A 19,349-nucleotide genomic window follows, 5' to 3' on the forward strand; every position below is an offset into this window, starting at 1 on the left:
CACGGACAGTGACGGTTGTCGGGGGCCTTGACCGGGCGTCCTACTGTGCGCTGGGTGACGGACCTACCACAGCAGACGTTCGACGACGCGGCCGCCGTGCTCCACTCGGCGCTGACCGGGGATGGAGAAGCGGTGGTGGGAGCGTTCGACGCGGTCGTCGACCGGGCCGGCCTGAGCGGCGCGTACGGGGTCGCGTGGTGCCTGGCCGCGACGATGCTCGGTGACGCTCCGGCGGCCAGCGGTGCGGCCCTGGACTTCCCGGGAATCGACCAGGCTGAGTATGACACCCGCTGGGTGGCCCGCTTCGTCAGCGCGTACGCCAACCGGGACGAGCCAACCGGGGAGGCGCTGTTCGGTGCCGCGGCAGCCGACGGGCTGCTGCCCGACTGCCTGCTCACGCTCGCCGGCTCGACGATCGCCACCCTGCGCAGCCGTGCCGGGTGACCGGCCGCCGGTTCGCGGCGTCCGTCGGGGGGCGGACGCCGCGACCGCGCGTACCACTCAGAACGCGTGGTACGCGATCAGCGGCTCGTACTCGTAGCGCAGGTTCTCGAAGCGGACCCGGAAGTTGACCCCGTCCCGGACGTCGGTCGCCACCGTGATCCAGCCCGAGTTGGCCGGCAGGTAGGTCCAGTAGTTGCAGGCACTCGTCTTGTCCACGAAGATCACGCACGCCTCGGTGGCGTACACGCTCGCGTTGCGGACGTTGATGTCGCGACAGCGGGTCGTGGTGCGGTACTCGCCGGCCGATCCGCCGTAGCGGCCCGTCTCGAAGTACGACCGGACCGCCCCGCCGTAACAGGTGGCGAGTGGGGCGAACGCGTTCGCCCCGGAGCTGACCGGTGCGGTCGGTGTTGTCGGCTCCGCCTGCGCGGGTGTGCCGGCGAAGAGCAGGGTGGTGGCCGTGGCGACGGCGAACAGGCGAGCGGTCGGGGATGACATGCGTGCCTCCGAAAGCGGGTGACTGACCGTCCGTATTGGACTGATCATCCGACCGTGACGATGATACGTATCGATCAATGGCGGCGTGACCCCGTGATGTCCGGCCCGTGTGGTAGCTCTGTAGGCATGTCCGAGGCGATGCTCAGCAAGGTGCGCAAGCTGCTGGCCCAGGCCGAGGACCCGGCCTGCACGCCCGCCGAGGCCGCCGCGTTCACCGCCAAGGCGACCGAGTTGATCGCCCGCTACGGGGTGGACCGGGCGCTGCTCGCCGTCCGCGACCCGACCACCGACCCCGTCGGTGACCGGGTGCTGGACATCGTCGCCCCGTACGCCCGCGACAAGGTCGGCCTGCTCGCCGCGGTCGCCGAGCCACTGCGCTGCCGCTGCGTACGCCGCCGGCAGGGCAACGGCTTCGCGCTGCACCTCTTCGGCTTCGCCAGCGACCTGGAACGGGTCGACCTGCTCTTCACCTCACTGCTCGTACAGGCGGCGCACGGCCTGGCCGCCACCGCCGTGCCCGCGGACGACCACCCCGCCGCCTTCCGCCGCTCCTGGCTCGCCGGTTTCGCGGAAGTGATCGGCGGTCGGCTCTGGGCGGCCGAGACGGCGGCGGCCAGCGAGTCGGGCACGCCGTCGGTGGCGCTGGTGCTGGCCGACCGGTCCGACCGGGTGCAGCGACGGCTCACCGAGGAATACCCGCGGCTGCGCACCGCACCGCCGCGCCGGCTCGGCGGCACCGGCTTCGGTTCGGGGGCGGAGGCCGGCCAACGCGCCAACCTGGGTGGTCGGGACCTCGGCGGCCGCTCCGCTGGCGACCGGCAGCTCGGTCGGTGACTCCGGGCGCCCGTCAGGCGGACGTGCCGGGGCCGCGTGACACAGTGGCGACGTAGCGGGTGAGCAGCTCATGCCAGCCGGCGGTGAGCGCCTTGCGATATCCCTCGGCAGCCTCGCCGTGCCGGTCGAAGTGCCGGTGCTCCAGCTCGACCCGGGTGCGCTCCGGCCCTTCAGGAAGGAACAGCACCTCGACCTCGCTGGCCCGGGCCGGGTCCGGCACCGGCGCCCGGTCGGGGCCGATCTGCCAGACGAAGACCAGCCGCCGCGGTGGATCCCAGGTGAGCACCCGACCCCAGTCGGCACGGAAACCGTACGGGCCGATCTCGTAGAGCATCCCGCCGGCGCGCGGCTCCATGCCCAGCTCCGCGAGAGCGTCCGGGCCGGACCAGGTGTATTCGGTGACCCACCAGTCAGTCAGCTCGTCGGTGAACACCGCGAACGCGTGCTCGGCGGCGCCCGGGACGAGGAGACTGCACCGTAGGGAGAACCGGTCGACGTCCTGCCGGATGTCGGCCGGATCAGTCATTTCCTGTCCCATAGGCCCGGACCATACCGGCTGATGCCCGCGTGTGCAGCTTCGCACGGTGCCCGGTTCCAGACAGAGGGTCGCCGACTCGTCACGGACGGGATGCCCCGCCGGAAAGCGGGTAAGCGCGCCGAACGCCCGGACGACCGGGACGTTGTGCAGGCGGGGCGGGAGATCATGAGCGAGAGCGCGCAACAGCGAGGGCCGGACCGGAACGTCGAGAGCGCGGACCCCGACGTCCTGCTCGACATCCCGAAGGTCTCCGTCGACTCGATCCGACTGGCCGTCGACGGCCTGGACGCCGACCTGTCGCTGCGGGCCCGGGTGGCCAACCTGCTCCAGGTCGACGCCGGCGTACGGGTGCACCTGAACGGCGGCGAGCTGGACGTCAACGGGGTGCACGCCGAGGCGCAGTTGCGGGTGCGGTTGGAGCAGCTGACCAGGATCCTGGGCCGGGCGCTCGACACACTCGACGCCAACCCGGAGATCATCGAGGCGCTCGCCCGGACGGCCGTCACCACCGTCGACGACGTGAACCGCAGCGCGCAGCAGCTGGCCCCGGGGTCGATGGGGGCCGCTGAGGTGCGGGGGTCGGCGCGGCGCTCCAACGGCGTACTCCAGGAGTTTGGTCAGCAGGTCGGGGCCGCCGCCGACCGTGCCCAGCAAGGCCCCGGTCGGCCGGGGCCGGGTGCGGGCCGGCCGGGTCCGGGTCAGCCGGGTCCGGGTGGGCCAGGGGCGGGGCCGGGTGGGCCAGGTTCGGGTGGGCCCGGGGCGGGTCCGGGTCGGCCTGGGGCGGGGCCCGGCGGCGCGGGGAAGGGTCCTGGGGGCCCTGGGCCCCATGCCGGAGGTCCGGGACCCAGTGCGGGCGGACCCGGGTCTCAAGCGGGTGGCCCCGGGCCGGGCCAGAAGTCGCAGCCGGAGTCCGGTGGGCCGCAGGGCGGCCGGACTCCGGAAGGCCGGCCGCACGAGGAGCCACGCCACGCTGAGGGGCAGCGGCACGAGGAGCCACGCCACCCCGAGGGGGAGCGGCACCACCCCGAGGGTCAGCGGGCCGCGGGCCCGGGTGACGGGAAACGGCCGGCCGGCGCGGACCGGGGCGGTGAGGGTCCGGCGGGGTCGTCTACCGGGGAGCGTGGGAACCGACCGGGCCAGGCGGCTGGCCCAGGGCCCGGCCCGTCCGGCGATAGTGACGGCGGTGGTGGGTTGCTGGGCGGGGCGCAGAGCGCAGCGCAGCTCGCCGAGCAGGCGGGGGAGACCTTGCGGCAGGCCGGGCGCAGCGTGTGGGAGGCGATCCAGAGCGGCGTGGCGCAGCACCGCCAGCAGGGGCGCCGAGACGAGTGACGCCGGGCAAAGCGGACCAGCGACGCCGCGCAGCCGGTCCGCGCGACCGACCCGCGCAGCCGGTCCCGCGCAGCCGGTCCGCGCAGCCGATCCGCGCGACCCAGGCATGATCGACTCGCTTTTCAGGAAAGCGCGGTATTGGGCACCTTCCGATGCCCCGATTTCCGGGAAGTCGAGTGGATCACGCCCGTGGCGGGCGGGTCCGCAGCCGTAAACAGCAAGATCCCCACCTGCGTTTCCGCTGGTGGGGACCTCTGTAGCCCGGCGAAAGGCTATGTGGCCAGGGGCGGGGTCGAACCGCCGACCTTCCGATTTTCAGTCGGACGCTCGTACCAACTGAGCTACCTGGCCGTATCGCTGCTCGGCTCATGCTACCCGGCAACCGGACGAACCGGTGGCAGGGCGACCTGCTCCGATACGCAGAACGCCGCGCGAGGCGCGGCGTCAGCGCTGCGGTCCTGACGGGACTTGAACCCGCGACCTCCGCCTTGACAGGGCGGCGAGCACTCCAACTGCTCCACAGGACCTAGCTTGTGTTGCTCCGACTTGCGCCGGTCGTGCCCCCAACGGGATTCGAACCCGTGCTACCGCCTTGAAAGGGCGGCGTCCTGGGCCGCTAGACGATGAGGGCGGCCCCGCCATCATTGCACACTCGCAACTTCAAGCGGACTTGCTCCCATCCGGCCCCGCCGGAGGCTTGGAAAGCATACGTGATGCCCGGTCGGTCGACAAAATCGGTATCCGCAAGGGCTTCGGAAGAGACATAACAGCAGGTCAAAGCGGGTCTAGCGGAGTTTGGTGATGCCGAAGCGCTTCTTCAGGTCGGCGATCAGGTGGGGGCAGGCGGCGAGCGTCGCGGCCCGATCGCCACCCCCGTCGTGCAGCAGCACGATGGCGCCGGGGCGGGCGGCGGTGTGGATGCGCTTGCCGATCGTGGCGGCGTTCGGCTTGTCCCAGTCCTGTGGGTCGACCGACCAGTGCAGCGGGCGCATGCCGAGACCCTTCGCCACCGCCAGCACCTCCGGCGTCCACCGGCCGCCCGGCTGCCGATAGAAGGACACCTTGGCGCCGGGCGCCGCTGCCTGGATGGCCCTGTTCGTGCGTTTCAGGTCGGCCTTTATCTCGTTGACGGGCCGTCGGGCCAGGTCGAGGTCGTGCCGCCAACTGTGGTTGCAGAGCTGATGCCCCTCGTGGACGATCCGCCGGACCAGCTCCGGATGGCGCTGCACCTCGCGACCGACCACGCAGAACGTGGCGGTCACCTTGGCTGCCCGCAGTTGGTCGAGAACCTTGGGAGTCCAGGTCGGGTTGGGCCCGTCGTCGAAGGTCAGGACCACCGGGCGTACGCCGCTGTTGCGCCGCAGGCCGGCCGGGAGCTTGGCCGGCAGCGGCCGCAGCGGAGGCTTGGGTGGCTTGGCGACCGTGGGATGCGGTGACGGCGTGGGCGCAGTGGTGGACTCCACCGGCTGCGGCGCGCCGGCGGGCGCGATGGTGTGGTCCGGCCCCGCACAGCCGGACAAGACCAGCGCCACGGCGAGGACGGACGCCAGGAAGGCGCGGGCTCGCATCTGCTCGCTCCCGGAGGGTCGGGGTAGGCGGACCCGCCCGACGGTAGTTCACGCGATCACCGGGCAACAGTGCGATCAGTCACGCCTCGACTGGTCCAGGGAGTCACGGACCGCGACGGCGAGCGAGACCGCCTCGGCCAGGTCGACCGGCCGCACCACCCCGGCGGGCAGCGTGTCGGCGCGCCAGCCGGGGCCGGCGGCGAGCGCCAACAACGGGCGGCGGGGTGCGGCGAGCAACGCGCTGAGCTGGGACGGATCGGCGGTGGCCCGGGTGTGCGACCAGAGCACCACGGCGGCCGGACCGGTCCGGTTGACCGCCTCCACGAGAGCGGCCACCGGCACCCGGGCGCCGAGCATCCGGTAACTGACCCCGGCCTCCGCGAGCGCGGCGGCCAACGCCTCCAGTGGCAGGGTGTGCTGCTCCTCGTCGGCACAGGAGAGCAGGATCCGGGCCGGCCCGGTGGGAACCTTGGCCCGACTGGCCGCCGCGAGCGCCTCGGAGACGCAGCGGGACACCAGGTGTTCCACCTCGATCAGGCCGGTGGTGGCGGCGTGGCGTTCGCCGATGCCGGCTAGCACCGGGCGCAGCAGACCCTCCCAGGTGGCGACGACCCCGACGGTGGCGAGGGCGTGCGCGATCGTCTCGCTGATCGCCGCCGCGTCCAGCCGCATGGCGGCGCGGGCCAGACCACGGGCTGCCGGGCCGGCGCGGCCGACCGGGATGGTGCCACCGCCGTCGCGGCCGGACGGGGGGATCCGGACGGGGGTGACGGTGCCGTTGGGTGTCGGATCCGGTGCCTGGCGAGCCCAGCGAGCCGCCTCGGCGGGGCTCACCCCCTCGGCGGTGAGCCGTCGCATGATTTCGAGACGGGCCAGGTCGGTCGGGGTGTACCGGCGGTGGTGACCGGGGATGTGCTCACTGGGCCCGAGCCCGTAGCGCTGGTGCCACGTGCGGAGGGTCGTCACCGCGACTCCCAACCTGCGTGCGACCGCGCCCGCGCTCAGCGCCTCATCGACCACCCGACCGCTCCGCCGAGTCGTCCGCCGACAGAGCAGGCGGGGTCACGGCCAGGCCGGGTGCGCCGGACGTGGGGCCCGAGGGGTGCAGCAGCCGGTTCACCACCCCGCCCAGCCAGGGCGCGTACGACCGGGGGTCGCGATCCAGCTCGGCTTCCAGCGCGGTCGGATCGGCCCACCGCAGCTCGGCGACCTCGTCCGGGTCCGGCAGGAGCGGGGCCCCGGGCAGGAAATCGCCCCGCAGCACGTGGTCGTACTCGAATTCGACCCGACCGGTCGCCGGGTCCTCGGCGTAGTAGACGTAGACGCCGACCTCGGTCAGCTCGACCGGGCCCGCGCCCAACTCCTCGCGTAGCCGCCGGTTGGCCGCCTCGGCGAGGGACTCGCCGGGCTGGGGGTGGCCACAGCAGGCGTTGGCCCAGCGCAGCGGGAACCGGGTCTTGACGGCGGCGCGCCGCTGGAGCAGCACCTGGCCGTCCGAGTCGACCAGCAGCACCGAGAAGGCCCGGTGCAACTGCCCCGGAGCCTGGTGCGCGGCCGCGACGGTCGTCTCGCCGTGGGCCTCGCCGTTCTCGTCGACCAGCTCGACGAGGTGGTCCTCGCGGCTGCTCATCGGCCTTCCCCGGTGATCCGGCCGGCGGCGAGCTTGCCGGAGATGAGCACCATCGGTACGCCGACGCCGGGCTGGGTCCCGGAGCCGACGAAGACCACGTTCGACAGTTTGCGGTGCAGGTTCGACGGGCGGAACGGGCCGGTCTGGAAGAGGGTGTGGGCGGCGGCGAACGGCGTGCCCGCGGCCATGCCCTGGTCCTCCCACTCGGCCGGGGTGATCGCCCGCAGCACCTCGACGCCGGCACCGAAGCCGACGTAGCCGCGCTCCTCCAGGGTGCCGATCAGCTGGTCGCTGTAGCGCCGGGTCAGGTCGCCGCGCCACTCGAACGGGGCCCGGTGCAGGTTGGGCACGGGAGCCAGCACGTAGTAGGTGTGCCGATCGGGTGGGGCCACCGACGGGTCGGTCCGGCTCGGGTTGGTCACCAGCAGCGACGGGTCGGTCATCAGCTCACCCCGCCGGATGACCTCATCGAAGGTGCCCTTCCACGCTCGTCCGAAGTGGATGTTGTGATGGGCGATCTTTTCATATCCCTGTCGGGAGCCGACGTGCAGAACGACGCAGGACGGTGAGTAGGTGAGCCGGCGCTGCGGGGCGGCGGGGAGCAGGTCCCGGTAGGCGACCGGCAGGTCGGGGTTGAGCACCACCACGTCCGCCGGCACCAGTTCGCCGTCGGCGGTGATCACACCGGTGGCGCGGCCGTTCGCGGTCTCGACCCGGGTCACCGTGGTGCCGTACCGGATCTGCACGCCGTGCTTCTCGGCCGCGCCGGCCATCGCCTTGGAGACCGCGTGGATGCCGCCGCGCGGGAAGTAGACCCCGGCCACCGAGTCCAGGTACGCGATGACCGTGTAGATGGCCAGCGCGTCGTGTGGGGCGAGGCCGGCGTACATCGCCTGGAAGGAGAAGATCCGCTGGGTACGCGGGTCCCGGAAGAATTGGTTGATCTTCGTCTGGAGTCGCCGGAAGGCCCCGCTGGCAAGCAGCTTGAGGAGGTTGCCGGTGATCAGGTCGGTCGGCGCGTCCAGGTTGCGCTCGATGAAGTCGGCGCGCTCCAGGCGCCACAGCTCCCGCGCGTAGTCGACGAAACGCAGGTAGCCGTCGGCCTCGCGCGGCCCACAGACCCGGGAGATCTCCGCCGCCATCCTGGTGGTGTCGGTGAGCACGTCGAGGGTGGAACCGTCCGGGTAGTACGCCCGGTAGGCAGGGTCGACCGGGGTCAGGTCGAGCCAGTCGTCCAGCTCCTCACCGACCGCGCCGAGCGCCTCGGCGATCAGGTCGGGCATGGTGAGCACGGTCGGGCCGGTGTCGAACTCGTAGCCGTCGACCCCGAGACGGCCGGCCCGCCCACCCGGCACCGGCTCGCGTTCCAGCACTGTCACCTGCCGGCCGCTGCCGGCCAGGTGCAGCGCGCAGGCGAGCCCGCCCAACCCGGCCCCGACGACCACCACACGGTCCGTCCGTCCTGTCACCGTCCGCACGTGACCACCTCTTCCAGAAAGTCGCTCATCAGGCCCGCCGGCTGGTGGCGGCGGTGGCCAGCCCGGTCAGCGCGGTCCGCGCCGTCCGGTCCACTGGTGCGGCGTCGAGCGCGGCCAGTGCGTCACTCACCCGCTCGGCGATCATCCGCTCCACCCGGGCCACCGCGCCGGTCTCCTCGACCAGCTCGGCGAGCCGGTCGACCGGCCCGTCGCCGGCCCGATCCATCGCCCGGAGCTGGGCCGGCGTGGCCAGCTCGCGGGCCAGCATGAGCAGCGTGGTCGGTTTGCCGGTGCGGAGGTCGTCGCCGGCCGGCTTGCCGGTGTCGGCGGGATCGCCGTAGACGCCGAGCAGGTCGTCGCGGAGCTGGAACGCCTCGCCGACGGCAAGGCCATAGCGGGTGTACGCGGAGACCAGCGCGTCGTCGACGGGCACGCCGGCCAGGCAGGCCCCGAAGAGCAATGGTCGCTGGACGGTGTAGCTGGCGGTCTTGTAGCGGGCCACCCGCAGCGCCCGGTTGACCGACCAGCTCGCCGGGTCGTTCTCGCCGAGCACGTCGAGATATTGCCCGGCGACCGTCTCCACCCGCATCTGGTCATAGCAGCGCCGCACTTCGAACAGCCGGGCCGACGGCACTGTGGCCTGGGCCAGCAACCGGTCGGCCCAGACCATGCATAGGTCACCGATGAGCACGGCGACGGCTTCGCCGAATCGGCCGGGATCACCCCGGTGGCCTGCGGCGATGTGCTGTTCGGCGATCGCGACGTGTGCGGTGGGCCGGCCCCGGCGGGTGGTGGACGCGTCCATCACGTCGTCGTGCACCAGGGCGAAGGTGTGCAGCAGCTCCAGCGCGGCCAGCGCGGGCAGGACGGGTGGTAGCGCCTCGGTGCCACCGACCGCCCCGCGCCACCCCCAGTAGGCGAACGTGGAGCGGATCCGCTTGCCGCCCACGAGGACTGCTTCCCTCGCGGTGGCGGCGAAGCGGCCCATCGAGATGTCGATCTCGGTGAGGGAGTCGACCTCGGCGGTGAGGAAGGTTGCCAGGGTCTCGTCGACCGCGGTGATCAGGTCATGGGTGTACGCGGCCAGAACGGCGCGGACCGGATCGTCACCGTCCCCCGGCCCCCGCTGCGCCACACGGGTCGCATTGCCCGCAACTGCGTCGTTGGCCATGCGACTGAGCGTACCCTAGGCTACGAGTTGCGTCGATTGGTGCGTCGATAAAATAAGGAGGGCCGGTGGACACTGATCTCACCGCTGCCTATGACCGGTGCCGTGAGCTGCACAAACGCCACGGCCGCACCTACTATCTCGCCACCCGGCTGCTCCCCGCTTGGAAACGACGACATGTGCATGCCCTCTATGGGTTCACGCGGTACGCCGACGAGATCGTCGACCGCACCGAGGACCTACCGCAGGTCGAGCGTGCCGCCCGCCTCGACGACTGGGCCAGCCGATTCGTGTCCGGCCTGCACGGTGCGTCGGTCGACGACCCGCTGCTGCCGGCCGTGCTGCACACCATCGCCGTCTTCGACCTCGACCGGGACGACTTTGCGTCGTTTCTGAAGAGCATGGCGATGGACCTGACCGTCACCTCGTACCCGACCTACGACCACCTGCTCGACTACATGGAGGGCTCGGCGGCGGTCATCGGCACCATGATGCTGCCGATCCTGGGCACCTCCGACCCGGTGGCGGCACGGGAGCCGGCGCGGCAGCTCGGCTTCGCGTTCCAACTCACCAACTTCATCCGGGACGTCGCCGAGGACCTCGACCGGGGCCGCACCTACCTGCCGGACGAGGACCTGGCGAAGTTCGGCGTCACCCGCGAGGAGCTGGCCGAGGCCTGCGCCCGGGGCCGGGGCACGCCCCGGACCCGCGAGCTGATCGAGTACGAGGTGACCCGCGCCCAGGCGCACTACGCCGCCGCCGCGCCGGGCATCACCATGCTCGCGCCAGCCTCGCAGGCCTGCATGCGCACCGCGTACGCGTTGTACGGCGGCATCCTCGACGAGGTGGCCGCGCAGGACTACGACGTCTTCACCCGGCGGGCCCTGGTGCCGCAGCGGCGACGGATGGCGGTGGCCGCACGGGCTCTGCTCACCTCGACCGGTACGCCGGTCACCATCCCCGGGCCGACGGTCCACCCGCAGACCCGGTGACCGCAAGCACCGCGATCGTGCTCCTCACCCGCGACCTGCGGGTGCACGACCACCCGGCGCTGGCCACCACCTGCGCGGCCTTCGACCGGGTGGTTCCGCTGTACGTGCTCGACCCGGCACTGGCCGGCCTGTCGGCCAACCGCACCCGGTTTCTGCACCAGGCGCTCGCCGAACTGCGGGCCGAGCTGCGCGAGCGCGGTGGTGACCTGGTGGTACGCCACGGCGACCCGGTGGCCGAGACGATCCGGTTGGCCAGCGAGGTCGACGCCACCGCCGTCGCGCTCTCCGCCGACGTCAGCAACTACGCCCGGCGCCGCGAGCGACGACTGCGCGCGGAGTGTGAGCGGCACCGGCTGCACCTGCGACTGTTTCCCGGGCTGACAGTGGTCGAGCCGGGCGCGTTGCGGCCCGGTGGCGGGGGCGACCACTACCGGGTGTTCAGCCCCTACCACCGGGCCTGGGCGGCCAGTCAGTGGCGTGCGGAGTTGGCCGCGCCGCACCGGGTGGAGCTGCCCGGCGGGGTGAGCGTGGGCAGCCTGCCGAAGCCGCCGGCCGGGGACTCACCGGACGCGGCGGTCGGCGGCGAGCGGGTTGCCCGGCAGCGGCTCACCGACTGGCTGCCCGACCTGGACCGCTACGACGATCAGCACGACGACATGGCCGGCGACGACACGTCCCGGCTCAGTCCGTACCTGCGGTTCGGCTGCGTGTCCCCACTGGCGGTGGCCAACCGGGCCGGGGACCGGTCCGGGCCGTTCGTCCGGCAGATCTGCTGGCGGGACTTCTACTACCAGGTCACGGCGGCCTTCCCGGAGATCTCGACGTCGGCGTACCGGCGGGGCGCCACCGAACAGTGGCGCTACGACGACGACGCGTTGGCGGCCTGGGCCGAGGGTCGGACCGGCATGCCCATCGTCGACGCCGGGATGCGGCAGATGCGTACGCAGGGCTGGATGCACAACCGGGCCCGGCTGATCACCGCCGGCTACCTGACCAAGCACCTCGGGCAGGATTGGCGGCCCGGCGTGGCCGTCTTCTTCCGCTGGCTGCTCGACGGGGACGTGGCCAACAACTCCGGCAACTGGCAGTGGGTCGCCGGCACCGGCAACGACACCAAGCCGTACCGGGGGTTCAATCCGGTCCGGCAGGCCGAACGGTACGACCCGGACGGCGACTACGTGCGCCGGTGGGTGCCGGAGCTGGCGAAGGTGCAGGGCAAGGCCGTGCACCAACCGTGGCGACTGCCCGACGCGCTCCGCCAGACGCTCGACTATCCGCCGCCGCTCTCGGTGCCGGGCACCGACCCCGTCTGGCTGCGCTGATCAGAGGCAGGAGTGCAACACCTCGACCAGCTCGTCCACCCGGTCGTGCTCGGCGAGGTGCGCCGTGGCGTACCCGAAGGCGTAGCCGCGCTCCGGGTCGGCCCACGCGCTGCTGCCGCCGATGCCGCCCATGCCCCAACTGCCGTCCGGCTCCCACTGCATGCCCAGCGTCCAACGGACCTGGCGGTCCAGCAGCAGGTCCGGCCCGTCGTACTGGACCCGGGTCGCCTCCGCCAACAGCTCGGGGCTGAGCAGACGGACTCCGTCCAGGACACCCCCGGCGAGCAGACCGGCGTAGAGCCGGGCCAGGCCGGAGGCGGTGGCGTGCAGGTTGACCGCGGGCATCTCCGCAGCACGCCAGAGCGGGCTGTTCAGCACGGCCAGGTCCAGCCCTCCGGCCGGGTTGCCCAGCGCTCGCGCCCGCAGCGATCCCGGCTCACCGAGCTTGCGGGCCGGCCACTGCGGGTCGCCGTAGCGCAGGTCGGCGCAGCGCCGCTGATCCGCGTCGGCCAGCCCGAAGCCGAGGTCGAGCTGCCACCGGTCGGCGATCTCCTCGGCCAGGAACCGGCCCACCGACCGGCCGTCGACCCGGCGAACCACCTCGCCCACCAGGTGCCCGTACGTCCAGGCGTGTTCCGCGGCCACCGAGCCCGGTGACCACTCGGGGTCGGCGGCGGCCAGGTCGCTGGTGAGGAGCGTCCAGTCGGCGATCGCGGTCGCCGGTCGCGGTACCGGAAAGGCCGGCAGCCCGGCGGTGTGCGACAACACCTGACGCACGGTGGCGGGTGTGCGGAACTCCGGCCAGTACCGGTCGACGGGTGCGTCAAGGTCCACCTGCCCCCGGTCGACGAGCATCAGCAGGCAGAGCGCGGCCACCGGCTTGCCGACCGAGTAGACGTTGACGAGCGTGTCCGGCCGCCACGGCTCGCCGTCCGACCCGGCAGCGGTCCGGGTTCCGCCGATCAGGTCGACGACGGGCTGACCGTCGTACCAGATGACCAGGCCGGCACCGGTCTCCCGGCCGGAGGTGAGCAGGTCGTGGAAGCAGTCCCGGACCGGTGCGAAGCGTGCGTGCATCCCGCCACGGTAGGCGTCCCGGACCGGTGAGGGTGCCGACTTTTCTCCGACCCTGGTGGTCGGGCTGGTGTCGCTGGGGGATGCTGTCGGGGTGGCAGAGCCGGAGCTGGTGGATGTGGTCGTGGTCGGGCTCGGGGTCGGCGGCGAGGAGGTGGCCGAGCGGCTCGCCGAGGCCGGCCTGAGCGTCGTCGGCATCGAACGGGATCTGGTCGGCGGGGAGTGCCCCTACTGGGGCTGCATCCCGAGCAAGATGATGATCAGGGCGGCCAACGCCCTGGCCGAGGCGCGCCGGGTCGACGGGCTGGCCGGGACGGCGCAGGTCGAACCGGACTGGGCGCCGGTGGCCAAGCGCATCCGCGAGGAGGCCACCGACACCTGGGACGACACGGTTGCCGCCGACCGGTTCACGGGCCTGGGCGGCCGGCTCATCCGGGGTAGTGGCCGCCTCGACGGCCCTGGCCGGGTCCGCGTCGGCGACCAGGTGTTCCAGGCTCGGCACGGGGTCGTGCTGGGCACCGGGACCCGTCCGTCGGTGCCACCGATCGACGGCCTGGCCGACACTCCGTACTGGACCAACCACCAGGCGATCGAGGTCGAGGAGTTGCCGGAGTCGCTGCTGGTGCTCGGCGGCGGCGCGATCGGTCTGGAGCTGGCACAGGTCTTCGCCCGCTTCGGGGTCCGGGTCACGGTGGTGGAGGCGCTCGACCGGGTGCTGGCCGTCGAGGAACCGGAGGCGTCCGAGGTCGCCGCCGCTGCGCTGCGCGCCGACGGCGTGGAGATCCACACCGGGGTACGCGCCGAGCGGGTCGAGCACGACGGCACCCGGTTCACACTGCGCGGCAGCGGCGGTTCGGCGTTCACCGCCGACCGTCTGCTGGTGGTGACCGGGCGCAAGGCCCATCTGACCGAGCTGGGGTTGGACACGATCGGCCTGGACGCCAGCCAGCGTTACCTGCCGGTCGACGACCGGTTGCACGTCACCGACCAGGTCTGGGCGGTCGGTGACATCACCGGCGAGGGTGCCTTCACGCACATCGCCATGTACCAGGCCGGGATCGTGATCGCCGACATCCTGGCCCGTGCCCGGCAGGCGAGTGCGGGGGCGGACGCCAGCGGGACCTCCAGCGTGGTCGGCGGTGCGATGGGCGCGTCCAGCTCGCTGGCCGCCAGCGGGTCGAGTGGGTCGGCCGGCACCGTCCCGCGAGCGGACTACCGCGCACTGCCCCGGGTGACCTTCACCGATCCCGAGGTCGGAGCGGTCGGGCTCACCGAGCAGCAGGCCCGCGAGCGTGGCATCAACGTGCAGGTCGGTTTCACCAAGCTGGGCAGCTCAACCCGGGGCTGGATCCACCGGGTCGGCGACGACGGCTTCATCAAGCTAGTCGCGGACGCCGACCAGGGCGTGCTGATCGGCGCGACCTCGGTCGGCCCGGCCGGCGGCGAGGTGCTCTCCGCGCTGGTCGTGGCGGTGCACGCGGCCGTGCCACTGAGCCAGCTCCGGCACATGATCTACGCGTACCCGACCTTCCACCGGGCCATCGAGTCCGCGTTGCACGACCTGTCCTGACGCCCGCCCCGGTGGTCGATGTCGGAAGAATCCGGCAGCAAGCCAGCAAACGACGGGCACTTTGCTGTTCATTTCTTTCATCCTGGTGACGTACGATTGCGACCGTGACCAAGCGGTTGACTGAAGTTGCCAAGAAGGCGGGCGTCAGCGAGGCCACCGTCAGCCGGGTGCTCAACGGCCGCGACGGGGTCTCCGAGACGACCCGCACCGCCGTGCTGACCGCGCTGGACGTGCTCGGTTACGAGCGGCCGACCAAACTGCGCGGCGAGCGCGCCCGGTTGGTCGGGCTGGTGCTGCCCGAGTTGCAGAACCCGATCTTCCCGGCGCTGGCCGAGGTCGTCACCGGGACACTGGCGCAGCGCGGCTACACCCCCGCCCTCTGTGCCCGCACCATCGGCGGTGTCTCCGAGATGGACTATGTGGAGATGCTGCTCGACCACCAAGTCTCCGGCGTGATCTTCGCGGGTGGTTCGTACGCGCTCGCCGACGCCCGACACGACCACTACCGTCGGCTGACCGATCGCGGTCTTCCGGTCGTTCTGGTCAACGCAGGCGTGGCCGAGCTGGGCTTCCCCCGGGTCTCCACTGACGACGCCGTGGCGGTGGAGCAGGCGTACGGGCACCTGCGCTCGCTCGGGCACGAACGGATCGGGATGGTGCTCGGCCCGGAGGGGCATGTGCCGTCCCGGCGCAAACTGGACGCGATGATCCGGGCCGCGGGCTGGGACGAGGGTGACGCCGAGTGCGTCGAGCGTTCCAGCTTCTCCATGGAGGGCGCGCGGGTCGCCGCGACGAAACTGGTCGAGCGTGGCGTTACCGGCATCATCTGCGCCAGCGACGTGCTCGCGTTGGGCACGATTCGTGCGGCCCGGCGGCTGGGTCGCTCGGTGCCGGCCGACGTGTCGGTGGTGGGCTACGACGACTCCGCGTTCATGACCTGCACCGACCCGCCGTTGACCACGGTCCGGCAGCCGATCGAGACGATGGGGCAGGCCGCGGTGGATCTGCTGGTCACCCAGATCGAAGGCGCCGGCGTCCTGCACGACGAGTTGCTGTTCGAGCCCGAGCTGGTGGTACGCGGCTCGACCGCTCCCGCCCCGGGTCGCTAGGCACCACACCAGACGACGCTTCGGCCGTCGACCGCTCCATGCGGTCGGCGGCCCTTTTCGTCGTTGTCCGTCGGGAGCGGCATCGATCTCGCCGAATGACCTGCCATAAGGGACCAAAAGCCTGCATATCTGGCTGCTTTCAAGCGCTTGCCAACATCTGCCGTAATCACGTCGTGTCCTTTCGGAACAGGGTCGATACCTTGCCGAAATGAGTCCCCCTCGCTACAGTGACTCCACTCACACCTGGCTCCGACGCAGCTACTGGGCGTCAGGTCGCATCACCGCAGATCAGCGAAGGTCATTGGAGACACCCGTTCCCGAAGGGATGGACAGATGTCCGTACCGCAATACCGAAAGGCTGCGGCGGTTGCGCTCGTGGCCGGCCTGGGGCTCAGCCTCACGGCATGCTCCACGAAGAGTGACGACAAGGACGCGACCGCGGGCGGCAAGGTCACCATCACTGTCGACTGCCAGCCGGTCGGCGCGCAGAAAGAGCTGCTGAAGAACTGGAACGACGACGTCGCCGAGTTCCAGAAGCAGAACCCGGACATCGTCATCAAGAGCGTCAGCGTCGGTGAGCAGTGCAACAACCCGCCGGACTTCACCGCCCGCCTCGCCGGCGGCACCGTCACTGACGTGTTCTACGGATACATGACCGATCTCCAGCAGGTGCTCGACTCCGGTCAGGCCATGGACATCACCTCCCAGGTCAGCAAGGACACGATCCCCACCTGGGACAGCGTCGACCCGGCACTCAAGGGCGTCTTCACCGACGGCGGCAAGCTCTACGCCGTTCCGGTGAAGAACTACTCGATGGGTCTGGTCTACAACAAGGTCCTGTTCCAGCAGGCCGGGCTCGACGTCAACAACCCGCCGAAGACCTGGGCCGACGTCCGGGCCGCCGCCAAGAAGATCTCCGCACTCGGCAACGGCATCGCGGGCTACTCGGAGTACAGCGCCGGCAACACCGGCGGCTGGCACTTCACCTCCCTGCTCTACTCGCAGGGCGGCCAGGTGCTGACCCCGGACGGCAAGAAGGCCGACTTCAACAACGCCATGGGTAAGCAGGTCCTGCAGAACATCAAGGACATGCGGTACGGCGACAACAGCATGGGCGCCCGTCAGCTGCTCCAGTGGGGCGACCTGCTGACCAACGCCGGCGCGGGCAAGGTCGGCATGTTCATCGGCGCGCCGGACGCCACCCAGGCGATCGTCAGCCAGTTCCAGGGCAAGTTCCAGGACTGGGCGATGGCCCCGCTGCCCGGCCAGGACGGCGCGGCGAAGGGGACGCTCGGTGGCGGCGAGGGCTACTTCTTCAAGAAGGACCTCACCCCCGAGCAGGTCAAGGCCGGCCTGAAGTGGATCGCGTACCAGAAGCTCACCCCGGGCAAGGGTCAGTTCGACTACGTCCGGGCCAAGCCGCAGAACTACCCGGTGGGTCTGCCCCAGCCGCTGCTCTTCGCCAACGGCAGCGACGCGCAGAAGCAGGAGCTCGAGCTGCGCAAGGCGAACGCGAACGTCGACACCGCCAACTTCGCTCTCTTCGAGGCGACCCCGGTGCCGATCAAGGGTGAGCCGCGCAACGCACAGGCGATCTACGCGGTGCTCGACGCCGCGATGTCCGGTGTGCTGACCAACCCGAACTCGAACATCGACGCCCTGCTCAAGACCGCCGAGGAGAAGGTCAACCAGCTCCTCACCGCGGAGAGCTGACCTGAGCGTGTGGGGGCCGGTACGCCGACCCGGCCCCCACACCACCCGCGCCGCATCGTCGACGTCACCGACTCACCCAGGAGTTGCCTTGGCGATCACCACCGTCCCGGAGACCCCCAGGAAACCGGGCCGCCCGCCGTCGCCGTACTCGGCGAGGCCGCAGCGTACGAGCCTCGGCCGAAAGGTACGGGACAACCTCACCGGGCACGCGTTCCTGATCGGCGCGGTGCTCTGCTTCGTCGTCTTCTCCTGGTACCCGATGGTCCGCGGCATCGTCATGAGCTTCCAGCGGACCCGGCGCGGCGAGACCACCTGGGTGGGTTGGGACAACTACTCCCGCATCATCGCCGACCCCAGCTTCTGGACGGCCTGGCAGAACACCTTCTACTTCACGGTGCTCGCGCTCGTCCTCGGGTACGCGGTGCCGTTCTTCGTGGCGATCCTGCTCAACGAGTTCCGCCACGCCAAGGGCTACCTGCGGATCCTGGTCTACCTGCCGGTGATGCTGCCGCCGGCCTCGGCGCTGTTCCTCTTCAAGTTCTACGCGTACGACCCCAGTGAGGCCGGGCTCTTCAACGCGATCCTCAAGGCGCTGCACCTGCCCACCTCGCAGTGGATGCAGTCGCCCGAGATGACGATGCCGGCGATGGTGGTCGCGTCGACCTGGATGAACATGGGCGGCGCCGTGCTGATCTACCTGGCGTCGTTGCAGAACATCCCCGGCGAGTTGTACGAGGCGGCGGAGCTCGACGGCGCCGGGATCTGGCGCCGGATCCGGCACGTGACGATCCCGCAGACCCGGCTGATCCTCGCGCTCCTGGCGATGTTGCAGATCGTCGCCACGATGCAGCTCTTCATCGAGCCCCTGATCCTCGCCAACGGCGCGGGCGCGGAGGACTCGGCGACCTCGGTGGCGTACCTCATCTACCAGCACGGGTTCTTCCAGAACGACCTCAACGGCGCCGCCGCCCTGGGCGTGATCATGCTCGTGGTGCTGGCCGGCTTCTCCGCCGTGTACGTGCGGCTGACTGCGAAACAGGACTAGGACGGCGAGGAATGGCACAGGATTCCGGAACCCGGACCCTCATCTCCCACTCCCAGCTCAGCCGGGGGCGCGGCAAGGTCATCTACTGGACGCTGCTGATCGTCGTCGTGGCGGGGTTCACGCTCGTCTTCCTCGGGCCGCTCTACTGGATGGTCACCGGCGCGCTCAAGTCCGGCCAGGAGATCGCGCAGACCCCACCCTCGCTGTTCCCGAAGGATCCCCAGCCGCAGAACTACATCGACGCGTGGAACAACCTGGCCCTCGCCAAGCTGCTGTTCAACACGTTCTACTACGCCATCGGCGCGGTGCTGTTCCAACTGGTCTTCGACAGCGCGGCAGCGTACTCGCTGTCCAAGCTCCGACCGATCTTCGGCAACACGATCCTCGCCCTGATGCTGGGAACTCTGATGATCCCGGCGATGGTCCTCATCGTCCCGCAGTACGTGACAGTGCTGGACCTGCCGATCCTGCACATCAACCTGCTGGACTCGCCGTTCGCGATCTGGCTGCCGATGGTCGCCAACGCGTTCAACATCTTCCTGCTGAAGCGGTTCTTCGACTCGATTCCCGAGGAGCTGATGGCGGCGGCCCTCATGGACGGGGCGTCGTCGCTGCGCACGCTCTGGTCGATCATCCTGCCGCTGTCGCGCCCCATCCTCGGCGTCGTGTCGATCTTCGCGGTGACGGCGGTGTGGAAGGACTTCCTCTGGCCGAAGCTGGTCATGCCCTCGCCCGAGACCCGGACGGTCAGCGTCGGCATCTACACCTTCGCCGGCGGCACACCGATGAACGTGGTGATCGCCGCGTCGGTCATCGCCGCGATCCCGACTGTCATCATCTTCCTGATCTTCCAACGGAACATCATGTCCGGTCTGACCACGGGCAGCATCAAGGGATAGCGACCACCGGCCCTCCCGCGCGGCGAACGACGACCGTTCGCCCGACACATATCCAGGTCCGGCGAACCCGCCGACGTACTGACGCAGAAAGCAGGTGCTCGTGTCCACAGCTGACAGAAGTCCGTGGTGGCGTGGAGC

The 19,349-nt window shown here is 70.9% G+C and carries 18 protein-coding genes and 3 tRNA genes; 10 read left to right on the plus strand and 11 right to left on the minus strand.

All coding sequences use genetic code 11. The features are described 5' to 3' along the window. Positions 1-54: 54 nt before the first annotated feature. Complete coding sequence (locus GA0070619_RS29035) at positions 55-444, plus strand: hypothetical protein (RefSeq protein ID WP_088952127.1); 390 nt, start codon at positions 55-57, stop codon at positions 442-444. Between the two features lie 57 nt (positions 445-501). On the opposite strand, the gene GA0070619_RS29040 is transcribed toward GA0070619_RS29035, so the two are convergent. Further along, on the minus strand, positions 502-942 hold the full coding sequence (locus tag GA0070619_RS29040; RefSeq protein WP_088950957.1) for a hypothetical protein: 441 nt from the start codon (positions 940-942) through the stop codon (positions 502-504). 126 nt (positions 943-1,068) lie between these two features. Here GA0070619_RS29040 and GA0070619_RS29045 point away from each other — a divergent pair, with 126 nt between their 5' ends. Next, positions 1,069-1,776, plus strand: coding sequence for a DUF2786 domain-containing protein (locus tag GA0070619_RS29045; protein ID WP_088950958.1), 708 nt, complete (start codon positions 1,069-1,071; stop codon positions 1,774-1,776). Positions 1,777-1,789: 13 nt separating this feature from the next. Here GA0070619_RS29045 and GA0070619_RS29050 read toward each other — a convergent pair whose 3' ends face one another. Then, entirely contained in the window at positions 1,790-2,314 is a 525-nt protein-coding gene (locus tag GA0070619_RS29050; protein ID WP_088950959.1) for an SRPBCC family protein, read from the minus strand. A gap of 165 nt (positions 2,315-2,479) precedes the next feature. Between GA0070619_RS29050 and GA0070619_RS33150 the strand changes: the two genes are divergently transcribed. After that, the gene (locus tag GA0070619_RS33150; RefSeq protein WP_197699578.1) at positions 2,480-3,643 is read left to right on the plus strand and encodes a hypothetical protein; all 1,164 of its coding nucleotides are present in this window, start codon (positions 2,480-2,482) and stop codon (positions 3,641-3,643) included. A 277-nt stretch (positions 3,644-3,920) separates the two neighbouring features. On the opposite strand, the gene GA0070619_RS29060 is transcribed toward GA0070619_RS33150, so the two are convergent. The 8 genes from GA0070619_RS29060 to GA0070619_RS29095 all read right to left on the minus strand — a co-directional run bounded on the left by GA0070619_RS29060 (position 3,921) and on the right by GA0070619_RS29095 (position 9,490). Continuing rightward, positions 3,921-3,994 (minus strand) — tRNA-Phe (locus GA0070619_RS29060). 102 nt (positions 3,995-4,096) lie between these two features. Further along, positions 4,097-4,170, minus strand: a tRNA-Asp gene (locus GA0070619_RS29065). 31 nt (positions 4,171-4,201) lie between these two features. After that, positions 4,202-4,274 (minus strand) — tRNA-Glu (locus GA0070619_RS29070). A 154-nt stretch (positions 4,275-4,428) separates the two neighbouring features. Then, positions 4,429-5,211 (minus strand): polysaccharide deacetylase family protein, encoded by a 783-nt coding sequence (locus GA0070619_RS29075; RefSeq protein ID WP_088950961.1) that lies wholly within the window; start codon positions 5,209-5,211, stop codon positions 4,429-4,431. Positions 5,212-5,286: 75 nt separating this feature from the next. Continuing rightward, positions 5,287-6,231: a MerR family transcriptional regulator gene (locus tag GA0070619_RS29080; protein ID WP_088950962.1), complete on the minus strand. Its 945-nt coding sequence runs from the start codon at positions 6,229-6,231 to the stop codon at positions 5,287-5,289. Next, a complete protein-coding gene (gene idi / locus GA0070619_RS29085) occupies positions 6,221-6,841 on the minus strand; it encodes an isopentenyl-diphosphate Delta-isomerase (RefSeq protein WP_088950963.1) in 621 nt (206 codons plus the stop codon). The genes GA0070619_RS29080 and idi overlap by 11 nt, the downstream gene beginning before the upstream one ends. Continuing rightward, positions 6,838-8,319 (minus strand): phytoene desaturase family protein, encoded by a 1,482-nt coding sequence (crtI, locus tag GA0070619_RS29090; RefSeq protein ID WP_088950964.1) that lies wholly within the window; start codon positions 8,317-8,319, stop codon positions 6,838-6,840. The genes idi and crtI overlap by 4 nt, the downstream gene beginning before the upstream one ends. 28 nt (positions 8,320-8,347) lie before the next feature. Continuing rightward, entirely contained in the window at positions 8,348-9,490 is a 1,143-nt protein-coding gene (locus tag GA0070619_RS29095) for a polyprenyl synthetase family protein (protein WP_088950965.1), read from the minus strand. A gap of 65 nt (positions 9,491-9,555) precedes the next feature. Here GA0070619_RS29095 and GA0070619_RS29100 point away from each other — a divergent pair, with 65 nt between their 5' ends. After that, complete coding sequence (locus tag GA0070619_RS29100) at positions 9,556-10,479, plus strand: phytoene/squalene synthase family protein (protein ID WP_088950966.1); 924 nt, start codon at positions 9,556-9,558, stop codon at positions 10,477-10,479. Then, positions 10,476-11,801: a cryptochrome/photolyase family protein gene (locus GA0070619_RS29105; RefSeq protein ID WP_088950967.1), complete on the plus strand. Its 1,326-nt coding sequence runs from the start codon at positions 10,476-10,478 to the stop codon at positions 11,799-11,801. Before GA0070619_RS29100 ends, GA0070619_RS29105 begins: the two co-directional genes overlap by 4 nt. Here GA0070619_RS29105 and GA0070619_RS29110 read toward each other — a convergent pair whose 3' ends face one another. Further along, positions 11,802-12,878 carry a serine hydrolase domain-containing protein gene (locus tag GA0070619_RS29110; protein ID WP_088950968.1) on the minus strand — a complete coding sequence of 359 codons (1,077 nt, stop codon included), beginning with the start codon at positions 12,876-12,878 and terminating at the stop codon, positions 11,802-11,804. Positions 12,879-12,969: 91 nt separating this feature from the next. Between GA0070619_RS29110 and GA0070619_RS29115 the strand changes: the two genes are divergently transcribed. From GA0070619_RS29115 to GA0070619_RS29135, 5 genes are all read left to right on the plus strand, one after another. Continuing rightward, positions 12,970-14,445 carry a dihydrolipoyl dehydrogenase family protein gene (locus tag GA0070619_RS29115; RefSeq protein WP_088952128.1) on the plus strand — a complete coding sequence of 492 codons (1,476 nt, stop codon included), beginning with the start codon at positions 12,970-12,972 and terminating at the stop codon, positions 14,443-14,445. A 104-nt stretch (positions 14,446-14,549) separates the two neighbouring features. After that, positions 14,550-15,554 (plus strand): LacI family DNA-binding transcriptional regulator, encoded by a 1,005-nt coding sequence (locus tag GA0070619_RS29120; RefSeq protein WP_088950969.1) that lies wholly within the window; start codon positions 14,550-14,552, stop codon positions 15,552-15,554. Between the two features lie 333 nt (positions 15,555-15,887). Continuing rightward, on the plus strand, positions 15,888-17,267 hold the full coding sequence (locus tag GA0070619_RS29125) for an ABC transporter substrate-binding protein (protein WP_088950970.1): 1,380 nt from the start codon (positions 15,888-15,890) through the stop codon (positions 17,265-17,267). A gap of 88 nt (positions 17,268-17,355) precedes the next feature. After that, on the plus strand, positions 17,356-18,312 hold the full coding sequence (locus GA0070619_RS29130) for a carbohydrate ABC transporter permease (RefSeq protein ID WP_088950971.1): 957 nt from the start codon (positions 17,356-17,358) through the stop codon (positions 18,310-18,312). 11 nt (positions 18,313-18,323) lie between these two features. After that, positions 18,324-19,211: a carbohydrate ABC transporter permease gene (locus tag GA0070619_RS29135; protein WP_088950972.1), complete on the plus strand. Its 888-nt coding sequence runs from the start codon at positions 18,324-18,326 to the stop codon at positions 19,209-19,211. Positions 19,212-19,349 lie beyond the last annotated feature (138 nt).

Origin of the sequence: Micromonospora zamorensis (assembly GCF_900090275.1) — a bacterium.
In the GTDB taxonomy this organism is placed as follows: Bacteria; Actinomycetota; Actinomycetes; order Mycobacteriales; family Micromonosporaceae; genus Micromonospora; species Micromonospora zamorensis.

Coding starts and splice junctions, on each gene's coding strand:
- GA0070619_RS33150 (WP_197699578.1), top strand. CDS start 2,480: ATGAGCGAGAGCGCGCAACAGCGAGGGCCGGACCGGAACGTCGAGAGC.
- GA0070619_RS29125 (WP_088950970.1), top strand. CDS start 15,888: ATGTCCGTACCGCAATACCGAAAGGCTGCGGCGGTTGCGCTCGTGGCC.
- GA0070619_RS29050 (WP_088950959.1), bottom strand. CDS start 2,314: ATGGGACAGGAAATGACTGATCCGGCCGACATCCGGCAGGACGTCGAC.
- GA0070619_RS29045 (WP_088950958.1), top strand. CDS start 1,069: ATGTCCGAGGCGATGCTCAGCAAGGTGCGCAAGCTGCTGGCCCAGGCC.
- idi (WP_088950963.1), bottom strand. CDS start 6,841: ATGAGCAGCCGCGAGGACCACCTCGTCGAGCTGGTCGACGAGAACGGC.
- GA0070619_RS29040 (WP_088950957.1), bottom strand. CDS start 942: ATGTCATCCCCGACCGCTCGCCTGTTCGCCGTCGCCACGGCCACCACC.
- GA0070619_RS29095 (WP_088950965.1), bottom strand. CDS start 9,490: ATGGCCAACGACGCAGTTGCGGGCAATGCGACCCGTGTGGCGCAGCGG.
- GA0070619_RS29135 (WP_088950972.1), top strand. CDS start 18,324: ATGGCACAGGATTCCGGAACCCGGACCCTCATCTCCCACTCCCAGCTC.
- GA0070619_RS29075 (WP_088950961.1), bottom strand. CDS start 5,211: ATGCGAGCCCGCGCCTTCCTGGCGTCCGTCCTCGCCGTGGCGCTGGTC.
- GA0070619_RS29110 (WP_088950968.1), bottom strand. CDS start 12,878: ATGCACGCACGCTTCGCACCGGTCCGGGACTGCTTCCACGACCTGCTC.